At 38.0% G+C, this 11,498-nt stretch carries 12 protein-coding genes; all 12 read left to right on the forward strand.

The genetic code is table 11. From position 1 onward, the window contains the following. Position 1: 1 nt before the first annotated feature. The 12 genes from DWX76_RS03215 (at position 2) to DWX76_RS03265 (ending at position 11,351) form a co-directional block, all read left to right on the forward strand. Positions 2 to 829: an NAD-dependent epimerase/dehydratase family protein gene (locus DWX76_RS03215; protein WP_118570100.1), complete on the forward strand. Its 828-nt coding sequence runs from the start codon at positions 2 to 4 to the stop codon at positions 827 to 829. A 30-nt stretch (positions 830 to 859) separates the two neighbouring features. Next, entirely contained in the window at positions 860 to 2,089 is a 1,230-nt protein-coding gene (locus tag DWX76_RS03220; protein WP_182429716.1) for a glycosyltransferase, read from the forward strand. A gap of 28 nt (positions 2,090 to 2,117) precedes the next feature. After that, positions 2,118 to 3,296, forward strand: a complete 1,179-nt coding sequence (locus DWX76_RS03225) for a radical SAM protein (protein WP_118570102.1) — start codon at positions 2,118 to 2,120, stop codon at positions 3,294 to 3,296. Between the two features lie 4 nt (positions 3,297 to 3,300). Continuing rightward, complete coding sequence (locus DWX76_RS03230) at positions 3,301 to 4,200, forward strand: ATP-grasp fold amidoligase family protein (RefSeq protein ID WP_118570103.1); 900 nt, start codon at positions 3,301 to 3,303, stop codon at positions 4,198 to 4,200. 193 nt (positions 4,201 to 4,393) lie between these two features. Beyond that, positions 4,394 to 5,287, forward strand: a complete 894-nt coding sequence (locus tag DWX76_RS03235) for a glycosyltransferase (protein WP_182429717.1) — start codon at positions 4,394 to 4,396, stop codon at positions 5,285 to 5,287. A gap of 184 nt (positions 5,288 to 5,471) precedes the next feature. Next, positions 5,472 to 5,603, forward strand: coding sequence for a hypothetical protein (locus DWX76_RS14840; RefSeq protein WP_412693974.1), 132 nt, complete (start codon positions 5,472 to 5,474; stop codon positions 5,601 to 5,603). Beyond that, on the forward strand, positions 5,603 to 6,199 hold the full coding sequence (locus tag DWX76_RS03240; protein WP_118570105.1) for a hypothetical protein: 597 nt from the start codon (positions 5,603 to 5,605) through the stop codon (positions 6,197 to 6,199). Before DWX76_RS14840 ends, DWX76_RS03240 begins: the two co-directional genes overlap by 1 nt. Positions 6,200 to 6,210: 11 nt before the next feature. Beyond that, a complete protein-coding gene (locus DWX76_RS03245) occupies positions 6,211 to 6,828 on the forward strand; it encodes a glycosyltransferase family 4 protein (RefSeq protein ID WP_118570106.1) in 618 nt (205 codons plus the stop codon). 182 nt (positions 6,829 to 7,010) lie between these two features. Then, the gene (locus DWX76_RS03250; RefSeq protein ID WP_118570107.1) at positions 7,011 to 8,297 is read left to right on the forward strand and encodes a hypothetical protein; all 1,287 of its coding nucleotides are present in this window, start codon (positions 7,011 to 7,013) and stop codon (positions 8,295 to 8,297) included. Positions 8,298 to 8,328: 31 nt separating this feature from the next. Further along, a complete protein-coding gene (locus DWX76_RS03255; protein WP_118570108.1) occupies positions 8,329 to 9,216 on the forward strand; it encodes an ATP-grasp fold amidoligase family protein in 888 nt (295 codons plus the stop codon). Positions 9,217 to 9,219: 3 nt separating this feature from the next. Beyond that, a complete protein-coding gene (locus DWX76_RS03260; RefSeq protein ID WP_118570109.1) occupies positions 9,220 to 10,374 on the forward strand; it encodes a CapA family protein in 1,155 nt (384 codons plus the stop codon). 5 nt (positions 10,375 to 10,379) lie between these two features. Further along, on the forward strand, positions 10,380 to 11,351 hold the full coding sequence (locus tag DWX76_RS03265) for a hypothetical protein (RefSeq protein ID WP_147353831.1): 972 nt from the start codon (positions 10,380 to 10,382) through the stop codon (positions 11,349 to 11,351). The last annotated feature ends 147 nt before the right edge of the window (positions 11,352 to 11,498 follow it).

An 11,498-nucleotide genomic window follows, 5' to 3' on the forward strand; every position in this document is an offset into this window, starting at 1 on the left:
TATGAAAATACTTGTTACAGGGGCAAATGGTTATTTGGGTCAAGGTATAGTAAAAAGCATATTAGAGTTAGGTCATGATGTAGTTGCAGCAGACTTTTCTGTTCAGAACGTCGATAATCGAGCAAAAACGATCGCATGCAATTTGTTCAATGTTGAGAATCCGTATCAGTTCTTCGGAGAACCAGATGTGCTTCTGCACTTGGCGTGGAGAGATGGGTTTGTACACTATTCGGACGCACACATCGATGATTTGCCTAAACATTACAAATTTATCAAAGAAATGGCAGGTAGCGGTGTAAAACAGATTGCAGTGATGGGAAGTATGCATGAAATAGGCTTTTATGAGGGGAGCATTAATGAGAATACCCCATGCCATCCGACAACGCCATATGGAATTGGTAAAAATGCTCTAAGGGATTTAACTCAAATGGTATGTAAACAGAATAATACTGTATTCCAATGGCTTAGAGGGTACTACATAGTTGGAAATAGCAAATTTGGAAATTCCATTTTTTCAAAAATCACTGCAGCTGCAGAGGAAGGAAAAGAAGAGTTTCCATTTACACTTGGGCAGAATCAGTATGATTTCCTAGATTATCCGGATTTCTGTGATCAGATTGCAGCCGTTGTTGGTCAGAAAAATGAACAGGGAATTATTAATATTTGTTCTGGAAGACCTGAGAAATTAGCAGATAGAGTTGAACGTTTTATTAAAGAGAATAAATATGATATCAAGCTTCAGTATGGTGCATTTCCAGATCGTCCATATGACTCAAAGGCTATATGGGGGAACGATACGAAGATAAGAAAAATATTAGGGAAAAAATAATGATAGTGAGGGATAATAATGAGGATTCTATTGGTAAACTACAGATATTTTATTTCGGGTGGACCGGAAAAATATATGTTCAACATTAAGAAGATGTTGGAAGATAATGGTCATGAAGTGATTCCGTTCTCCATTCATTCTAACAAAAATGTTGAAACAGAGTACTCAAAATATTTTGTGGAGCCAATTGGAAGCCGCGATGCAACATATTTTGAGGAATGCAGAAAGACCCCAAAGGTCATTTGGCAAATGCTGACTCGCAGTATTTATTCCACTGAGGTTGAGAAGGCTATTAAGAAAGAAATCAAAGATATAAAGCCGGATTTGGTATATATCATCCATTTTGTAAATAAACTTTCGCCGAGTGTAATTTGCGGTGCAAAGAAGATGGGAATTCCTGTAGTGCTGCGACTGTCAGACTATTTTTTACTGTGCCCGAGATTTGATTTCATGTACAACAAGAAACCATGCGAAGAGTGCCTTACGAAGGGATATAGGACCTGCATAAAGAAAAGATGTGTAAAGGGGTCGCTGTTTGCATCGGTCGTTCGAGTTTTTTCTATGAAAGTACATAAGGCGATGAATGTATATAAAGGTGTGGATGCATTTATTACGCCGTCTGAGTTTTTAAAGAAGAAGCTGATTGAGAATGGTTTCGATGAAAATAAAATCACCTGTATTCCGACATTTACTGCAAGCAAATCAGAAGTCGGCAAACCACAGGTTGGAACATATGGTCTGTATTTTGGACGTGTGACAGAGGAAAAAGGTGTTGACACTGTCGTCAAAGCATATGAGATGATGCCGGATCGCCATGTGAAAATAATGGGCGATGATACAACAGACGAGGCAAAAAGGTTAAAGGCATATATCAAAGAGAAGAAAATCAAAAATGTTGAGTTCTTGGGCTTTAAAGCCGGAGAGGAATTGGAAGAGATCATCAAAGGTGCACGGTTCACACTGATTCCGTCTATTTGGTATGACAACCTTCCAAATACTGCATTGGAGTCTTTTCAGTATTCAAAGCCAGTTATTGCAAGTAACATCGGAAGCTTACCAGAACTTGTTTTGGATGGCGTTAATGGTTATCTGTTTAAGCCTGCCGATGCTCGGAAACTATGCGAAAAGGTTGCTTTGCTGGATGACGATATTTTGGTAGAGAAAATGGGAGCTGAGAGTAGAAATCGGCTTGAAAACCGATTTGCGCCGCAGGCTCATTATAATACATTGATGAAAGTATTTAGTCGTGTGAAAAAATAATTGAGAGTAAACAATAGGAGAGTTAATCATGTCCGAAGAAAAGAAGTTAAATGGCACTGTCATCGTTACATACCGCTGCAACGCTCGTTGCTCCATGTGCAACCGATATAAAGCACCTTCCAAGCCGGAAGAGGAAATCAGCATCGAGACCATCAAGAAGCTACCGAAGATGTACTTTACAAATATCACCGGCGGTGAGCCGTTCATCCGTACAGACCTGAAGGATATCGTGCGTGAACTGTACAAGAAGTCTGACCGTATCGTTATTTCCACAAACGGTTTCTTCACGGACCGTATCGTTGACCTGTGCAAAGAGTTCCCGCAGATCGGTATTCGTATTTCTATCGAGGGTCTGGAGCAGACCAACAACGAGATCCGTGGTCTGCAGAACGGCTACCAGCGTGGGTATGGCACGCTGAAGAAGCTGTGTGAGATGGGCATGAAGGATGTCGGCTTCGGCATGACTGTTCAGGACAAGAACGCTCCTGATCTGGTTCCGCTGTACAAGATCTCCAACGAGATGGGCATGGAGTTCGCAACAGCATCTCTACACAACAGCTTCTACTTCGTTGAAGCAAAGAACATCATCCACGACCGTCCGATGGTCGCAAAGAACTTCGAGAATCTGGTCAATGAACTGCTCCGTAGCAATAGCCCGAAGAAGTGGTTCCGTGCTTACTTCAACCACGGCCTGATCAACTACATCTACGGCCAGAAGCGTCTGCTGCCTTGCGACATGAGTTTTGATACCTTCTTCATCGACCCGTATGGCGATGTTATGCCTTGCAATGGTACCAAGGATAAGGAAGTCATGGGTAACCTGAACAATCAGACTTGGGATGAGCTGTGGAATAGCCCAGAAGCAGAGAAGGTTCGTGCAAAAGTTCGTTGCTGCGACCGTGACTGCTGGATGATCGGTTCTGTTTCTCCGGCAATGCACAAGTACATCTGGAAGCCCGCTACTTGGGTTCTGGTTCATAAGTTCAAGGCTCTCTTCACCAAGCATCCGTACAGCATGTATGAACTGAAGATTTGCCGTGATTACCGTGATGGCAAAGTTACCAAAGAGGAGTTGGATAAGTGCAGCACTTGCGATATGAACTGTGTGATCAACAACGGTCTGAGTGAAGCATCCAAAGAGCAGCTGAAGCATAAGACCGGTGAGGAAATCGTGGATGCTGATATCGCACAGCAGATGAAGGAGTAACAAAATGAATATAATTGAACTGGTGAAAAAGCCAAGATTGATTATTTATAAAATAGGAATTAAAGGCTGGATTAAAGGCTTTGATGACGAAACATATTTGAAATTAATGTATTGGGCCAAGATGGGAAAAAGGCTGGATTTAAACAATCCAGTTACATTTAATGAGAAATTGCAGTGGCTAAAACTTCACAATCAGAATCCAGAATACAGTAAAATGGTGGATAAGTACGAGGCTAAAAAATGGGCATCTGAAAGAATTGGAGACGAATATATTATTCCTACATTGGGAGTATGGAACTCTTTTGATGAGATTGACTTTAATCAATTACCGAATCAGTTTGTCTTAAAATGCACTCATGACAGCGGAGGTCTTGTTATTTGTAAGGACAAGAGCCATTTCGATAAGGCGAAGGCAAAGAAAAAGATAGAAGCTTCGTTAAAAAGAAATTATTTCGTAGTAGGAAGAGAATATCCATATAAAGCAGTTAAGCCAAGAATAATTGCAGAACAGTATATGGAAGATACTACAACAAAAGAGTTGCGAGATTATAAAATATTTACGTTTAATGGCATAGCAAAAGCTCTGTTTATTTCCTCGAATCGTCAATCTGGTAAGACGACTGCCGATTATTTTGATATTAATTTTAAACCGCTTGATTTTACATGGGGATATCCGCATTCAAAAGTCTTGCCATCCAAACCAAAGAGCTTTGATCAAATGGTGAAAGCAGCAGAATGCTTGGCTAAAAACACTGTGGAGTTGCGTGTGGATTTTTATGAAGTAAATGGTAAAGCATATTTCGGAGAAATGACATTCTTTGATGGAAGTGGATTTGATGAGTTCCATCCGGAAGAGTGGGATAAGAAGTTTGGCGACATGATTAAGCTCCCTGAACAAGTGTAGGTATGCAGTAATTCATAATGGTTGGACTCTGTAGTGCCATAAAACCGATAGACTCTTTGAGAAATAATTCATTGGTGAAGTAGTTATATCGATATAAGACAAATGATGGAGCAAGTTCTGCCAGAAATACAGAGCAAAACGCTTGTGAATTGGCCAATGCCTCCGGAAGGCTATTATACAAGGAGAGATGGAAATGAGAGTTGCAATTATTGCACATGGATTAAGTGATGGAGGAGCTGAACGTGTAGCTTCTATAACAGCAAATTATTTTGTATCAATTGGACACGAGGTGCTTTATATTGCGGTTTATTCTCCTGAACGTGAGTATCACCTTGACAGTCGTGTAAAGTATTACTACGCCGACTATAAAAAGAAGAATAAGATGATGCGCTTTATTTCTCGATCAGAACAGGTGGCACGGCAGATAAAAAGATTTGATAGTGACATTGCAGTATCATTTTTGATTAATGAAACATTTTATGCGTCAGTTTTAAAGGTTGCTCCGATTGTTTATTCATTGAGGATTGATCCGGCAGAGGTTATGCGCAAGAAATCAAATGCATTTTTTTGTAAATATTGCTATAAGCGCTCGCCTGCAGTAATCTTCCAGACAAAGGATGCCAGAGATTACTTTTCTGATAAAATCCGAGAAAATGGAGTAGTGATTGGCAATCCGTTAACCAATGACTTGCCGTATTGGAATGTTGAAAATCATGAGAAGACGGTTATTACGGCTTGTCGATTAACCGAGCAAAAGAACCTGAAAATGCTTATTAATGGTTTTGCTCTGTTTCATAAAGTGCATCCTGAGTATCGGCTAAAAATATACGGCAAGGGCCCTGAACTTGAGAGAATGCAAAAACTGTGTTTAGAACTTCAAATTGAGGCAGTGGTAGAGTTTCCTGGCTATTCAAAAAACATCCATCAAGTTATGTCAAAGTCAGGTATTTTCGCTTTGACCAGCGATTTTGAGGGGCTTTCTAATTCTATGTTGGAAGCGTTGGCGATTGGTCTTCCTACCGTATGTACGGATTGCCCTCCGGTGGTGCGGCGGAATACATTCGTGATGGAGAGAATGGAATGTTGATTCCAGTTGGTGATGTAAATGCTTTTTTCCATAAACTCTGCATGCTTGCAGATGATCCTGCATTATGCATGAGTATGTCGCAGAGCTCTCAAAGAATAAGAGAAACTTTGGACGAAAAAAAAGTAATGGAGCAGTGGAATCGTGTGATACAGAGTGTCATAAAATAACAGGAGGAATAAAGACCATGACTATAAAGAATAAAGTTAAAAATGCTATTCTTGATATTGATATGTGCCCACTGTTATGGGGACATTATAATAAGACCGGCGAGGAAATCGTGGATACTGATATCGCACAGCAGATGGAGACAAAGTAATGAATATTCTATATATAGCTTATTCATGTAACCCTTTTGCTGGAAGTGAAGATAAAATCGGTTGGTGCGTTCCTTATGAAAGTTCAAAAACAAATAAAGTTTATGTGATCACAAAAGAAGAGCAACGTGAACCGGTCGAAAAATATTTGCAGAGTCACCCACTTGAAAATATAAAGTTTTATTATGTTGACATTCCGGGTTTTTACAAGAAAATCTTCAAGGGATTCATGTATTCTGGAAGACTTAATGTGTGGAATAGACGGGTACTTCCTCTTGCAAAGAAAATCTGTGCGGATCAGAAAATTGACGTTATTCATCAGATCACGCCGATTGAGTTCCGTGCAATTGGAGACTATGGAAAGATAACAAATATTAAATTCGTCTGTGGGCCACTTGGCGGAGGAGAGTCTTTGCCTAATGGGTTAAAAGATTATGCAAAGGGACATGAAATCATTGAAGTCGTTCGCTCAGGGATAAATCGCTGGTATCGTTTTAAGCTGAGAATCACTGGAAAACTAAATCGCTGCGACTATATTATGTTTGCAAATAAAGAGACTCAAGAATTCCTCGTGGGGGGGGGCAGAACTGCAATGTAAGTAACGAACCAGTGACTGAGGTTGCGGTAGATATAAATGATATTAAAGATACTTGCAATGAAAAGGGTAGAAATGAAGACTGCGTTTTTCTGGTTGCTGGAAGAATGATATATCGAAAGGGATTAGACTTCCTTTTTGATGCTTTGATTAGAATTCCGCAGGAAACTAGATATCAGGTTCGAGTTGTAGGCGATGGCGCAGAGCTTGAGCATCTGCGTAAACGCTGTAAGGATGACCTGAACTTGTCTGAGCATGTGCACTGCATGGGTTCCATTCCCTATATGGAAATGGAAAAGGAATATGCAGGTGCGAATGTGTTTATTATGCCGAGCATTCGAGAGACGACAGGCACGGTCTTATTGGAGGCAATGTCAAAAGGTATTCCAGTTATCACCATTAATAAGTTTGGCGGAGCAACTCTTTTTAATAAAGACACGGGTTGGCTTTATGAAGGAAATACGAAGGAAGATTACGTTGAGAATTTAAAAAAAGCTATTCTTGAATGTATTGCTAATCCTGATGAAGTAACAAGACGTGGAAAAAATGCGCGAAAGAAAGCAGAAAAGTATACTTGGCAGGAAAAAAACGAGAAGTATCAGGCAATATATGAGGAACTGCTGAAAAAGTAAGATGTGCAACATAGAGGGGAGGTTAAAGGGGTTGGAGTATGCATAAAATATATGGTAAAAGTACTTTTTGAGAAAATACTATGTTAAAATTAATACAAGATGAATAACGATTGGTTCAGTGAAGAAACACATTCCAATCAATTAGATGTGCAGCCTTAGTTGGCGAGCAAGAAAGGAATCTGATGGAATTAAGAGTAAAGAAGAGCACGCCCTTTCAATATCTTCTGATATACATAATGCTATTGTGCAACTCTTCAAATTTTTATGCATATAAAGTTGATGGCAATATTGTGACACAATACATTCTCATAGCCACCATGGTTGTTTTTCTGTTGCTGAAAAAAAGTATGTTGTCAAAACAAGCGTTAACGTGTGTTTTCGTTCTTCTTGGCTTTACTATTTTTGTGCGGTTGCTTCAAGGTGGAATTGGATTGGCTTTTTGGAACGAGATGGCAATTAAAATTCTGTGTGTTGCAGTTGCTATTTCAATTGATAATGAGAGATTTCTTGATAGATTTGTGAAGACAGTTGTTGTATTTGCTGTGATAAGTATGTTCTTTTGGGGCTTACAATTAGCGGGAATTAATTTGGCGAAAATGATTTTCACTCGATTTGTTACAAGAAACAACAGTATAACATATGATTATGAAGGATACAGAACTGTAACGAATTTACCTGGATATGGGCAATTGATTTATAGTTATTTAGAGGTTTATCGGCATCGAAATATTGGCATTTTTTCTGAACCAGGTGTTTACCAAATGGTTATAAATGCTGCGATATGTATTTTGCTGTTTTTTTCGCAATATATTGAAATCAAACCGCAAAGACGGAAAGCATATTTCTTCATCTTAAGCATTTGCCTTATTACGACACAATCGACATCCGGATATTTAGGATATCTTGCAATTCTTATGGCTGTGCTTATTAAAAGAAGAGCTAGTGATCAGGAAATTATTGAAGTTAATTGGAAAGGTTATGTGATTTCAGCCGTTGGAATTGGAGCTATTGTTCTTTCGGTAGATTACTTTACACGAGGAACTAATAGCTTGATATATGTGTCAATTCTTTCAAAGCTGTTTACAAATAATAATCAATTCAGTTTAGTTGCAGAGAACAGTACAGGTCAGTACCGGGTTGCCAGCTTGACGATGGCACTTCTGGCGATGGTAAAGTGTCCATTGGGAATGGGAGTAGAAAAGTGGAATTCCTTTTATAAATTGAATGAATTAGCAGGTGCTGGAGGTTGGCCGTTTAAATTCGGAGCGATTATGGGTGTTGTCCCTTTGGCTTATCTTATGTACTGGATTTTTGCACCGCTGAAAAAGCTTAAAGGTGATACGGTGTTAATTGCTTTGCTTGTGTTTCTATATTTTAATACTGCAACAGCGCAATCAAGTGCAGTTTATCCAGCACTGATTCTTATTCCAATGTATCTCAGGACAAGTAGGGAATATTGCTTAAAATAAATCGCCGTGAGTGTGTAGAAAGTGAGCAACGATGAAAAAAAAGAGTTTAATTAAAAGAATATATGGAAAAATAGATAGAATGGGGTTTTTAAATTGGATGTCTGATGAGCAATATTTAAAAATTGCATTTTATAGTGCTTTTGGAAATAGATTGAATTTGAAAAATCCATTGACATTTAATGAGAAGCTTCAATGGATCAAGCTATATGATCGAAAACCTGAATATACCACCTTGGTTGACAAGAAGAACGTAAAAGATTATGTTGCTGCAATGATCGGCAAAGAGTACATTATCCCTACATTGGGTTCTTGGAAATACTTTGAGGATATTGATTTTGAAAAGCTTCCCAATCAGTTTGTGCTGAAATGTACACATGATAGCGGAGGAATCTATATTTGTAGGGATAAGAAGACGTTCGATAAGAACAAAGCTAAAGATGTGCTTAATAAATCATTGAGCACTAATTACTATTATCAAGGCAGAGAATGGCCGTATAGGGATGTAGAACATTTGATTCTTGCCGAAAAATATCTAGCTGATAATTTGCAGGATTATAAATTCTTCTGCTTTAATAGTGTACCGAGAATGATTTTGGTGTGCAGTGAAAGATATTCTGATGGAGGCCTTAAAGAAGACTTCTTTGATGAAAATTGGAATCATTTGGACGTTGAAAGAGCAACACACCCCAATTCGGATTTAAAAATATTGCCTCCGCATCATTTGGAAGAAATGAAGAAGCTTGCTTCTAAGTTGAGTAAAAACACTTATTTTTCCAGAATTGATTTCTATGAGGTTGAGGATAAAATTTATTTTGGGGAAATAACCTTTTTTCCATCCAGTGGTCTTGTGGGATTTCAGCCAGACGAATGGGATCGAAAACTGGGAGATTGGCTACAACTTCCGATTAGAGGTGAATGACGAATGAAAATTATTATTGGTGCAGATATTAAGGTTTCAGAAGAAAACAAAGATAAATTCGAAAGTGGTAAATGTGAAAGCCTTGTTGGAGAAAAATTAGCATCCATTTTAAAAGAGGCAGATTTCAGGATTTTTAATCTTGAAACAGCAGTTGGCTCTAAAGGCGGTAAGATAAAAAAAGCGGGGCCTCATTTATTAATGTCCGAAGCTGCTTTTGCAGGTGTAAATGCATTGAATCCAACGGTACTATCAATCTCTAATAATCATGTAATGGATTATGGTTATGAGGGATTAAGAGAAACAATTAGAATCATTAAGGATAACAATATATTATATGTTGGTGCAGGAGAAAATATCCATGACGCTAAGTGTGGGTTGATTTTAGAACAGAATGGTATAAGGGTGGCTATTTATTCTTGCGCAGAACATGAGTTTTCTATTGCAAGTGATAAAACTGCAGGATGCAATCCGTATGATCCGCTATATTCTTTTGACGATGTTAAAGCATTGAAAGCGAAATCAGATTATGTGATTGTTTTATATCATGGAAATAAGGAGCTTTACCGATATCCTAGTCCAAATGTACAAAGAGTGTGCAGAAAGTTTGCAGAATCTGGTGCAGATGTTGTTGTGTGCCAACATAGCCATTGTATTGGCGCTTCGGAAAAATATCAAGGTGCAGAGTTGGTTTATGGTCAGGGAAACTTTATAATGTATAGCTCGACTAACGAGTTTTATCAGACTGGCTTGTTGATACAGATAGAATTGTTGCGATCACCAGAATTGGAAAGTTCGGTTAGATATATTCCCATTCATAGAGATGGTACGGTTATTAGCCTTGCGGAAGAAAGTCAGGGCCTTGAAATACTTCAACAGTTTGAAGAAAGAAGCAATCAGATTAAATCAGATGACTTTGTGGCAAGTAATTATCAGGTATTTGCCAAAATGCATATTAGAGAATATCTTGCATGCTGTCTTGGTGGTGTGAGAAATAATTTTTGGTTCAAGGTCTTCAATAAGCTGTCGAAGGGAAAATTGATAGATTCATGTTATAAGGATAGTAAGACATTGATTGGTCTTTTGAATACTATTGAATGTGAGGCACATCGAGAATTATTCATGGCGGCACTGAAGGATAAGATTAATGGTGAGGAATGAACAAGATGAAATATAATTATGTGGTTTTAGGCTCTGCCGCCGATTTTTATCGAGCGTCTTATGCAGATCTGGATAACCGAATCGATTCGAAATATATTTGGAAGAGTATTGATACAGATAGTAAATTGCTTAATTTTCTATATAAGTTACATAAGTCTCGGAAACTGAACAAATTTATCCAACTGCCTTGTCAAAACATATGGAATAGATTGGTTTTCAAAGGTGGTTTCGAAGACGATAAACCTATATGTTTTGTGCTCTTTGGCTCAAGAAAAAAAGAAATTGATTGTGGATTAATAGAGTATTTTAGAAAAAGATACCCTGGTTGTAGAATAGCTTTTTTCTATCAGGATATGGTGAAACGTTCAATGATGCCTAACATTGATGTGGTTAAACAGAAAGCGGATATCGTTCTTTCGTTTGATCAGCTCGATGCAAAAAACTATGGTGTATATTACTATCCCTTGGTTTATTCTCGTATTGAAATACCGAAGAACGAGCATATTAAGCGTTCAGATGTATATTTTGTAGGAAAAGCGAAAGATCGTCTGGATAAAATTATCGCTGCTTATGAAGTGTTCAAAAATGCTGGATTAAAATGTGATTTTCACATTATTGGTGTTGAGAAAGAAAACAGAAAATATGAAGAAGAAATTGTGTATCAGGATCAGATGCCTTATTTGGAAAATCTGCAAAGAATTCAGGCGTGTAAATGTATGCTTGAAATTATGCAGGGAGGTGGTCACGGATATACGCTTAGATATTGCGAAGCAATCATGTATGATAAAGCAATTATTACCGATAATCCAGAGGTGGTAAGAGCTCCATTTTATAATCCAAGTCGGATTCAACAGTTTGTTGATACAGAGGATATTGAAACTGATTTTGTGGAAAACATCTCTGATCGAGTGGATTATGGATTCAAGGAAAAGTTGTCACCAATTCATCTCTTACAATTTATTGATGAAAGACTATAAAATTGGTATAAGCGCTGAAGTGTATTTGGAGTGAATAAAACTTTTGCTTTTAATACAGAAGGCTCTATCATAATTGAAAGTCGATAATAAAATATCAGAAAGCCTGGTATGTTATCTAATTAAAGCAATTTATATAGATTATTAAGT

The organism is Clostridium sp. AF21-20LB (assembly GCF_003478795.1).
In the GTDB taxonomy this organism is placed as follows: Bacteria; Bacillota; Clostridia; order Lachnospirales; family Lachnospiraceae; genus Otoolea; species Otoolea fessa.

What these genes read in the sequence shown, in the direction of transcription:
- DWX76_RS03255 (WP_118570108.1), top strand. Translation starts at nt 8,329, where the DNA reads ATGAAAAAAAAGAGTTTAATTAAAAGAATATATGGAAAAATAGATAGA.
- DWX76_RS03230 (WP_118570103.1), top strand. Translation starts at nt 3,301, where the DNA reads ATGAATATAATTGAACTGGTGAAAAAGCCAAGATTGATTATTTATAAA.
- DWX76_RS14840 (WP_412693974.1), top strand. Translation starts at nt 5,472, where the DNA reads ATGACTATAAAGAATAAAGTTAAAAATGCTATTCTTGATATTGATATG.
- DWX76_RS03240 (WP_118570105.1), top strand. Translation starts at nt 5,603, where the DNA reads ATGAATATTCTATATATAGCTTATTCATGTAACCCTTTTGCTGGAAGT.
- DWX76_RS03265 (WP_147353831.1), top strand. Translation starts at nt 10,380, where the DNA reads ATGAAATATAATTATGTGGTTTTAGGCTCTGCCGCCGATTTTTATCGA.
- DWX76_RS03225 (WP_118570102.1), top strand. Translation starts at nt 2,118, where the DNA reads ATGTCCGAAGAAAAGAAGTTAAATGGCACTGTCATCGTTACATACCGC.
- DWX76_RS03235 (WP_182429717.1), top strand. Translation starts at nt 4,394, where the DNA reads ATGAGAGTTGCAATTATTGCACATGGATTAAGTGATGGAGGAGCTGAA.
- DWX76_RS03215 (WP_118570100.1), top strand. Translation starts at nt 2, where the DNA reads ATGAAAATACTTGTTACAGGGGCAAATGGTTATTTGGGTCAAGGTATA.
- DWX76_RS03260 (WP_118570109.1), top strand. Translation starts at nt 9,220, where the DNA reads ATGAAAATTATTATTGGTGCAGATATTAAGGTTTCAGAAGAAAACAAA.
- DWX76_RS03250 (WP_118570107.1), top strand. Translation starts at nt 7,011, where the DNA reads ATGGAATTAAGAGTAAAGAAGAGCACGCCCTTTCAATATCTTCTGATA.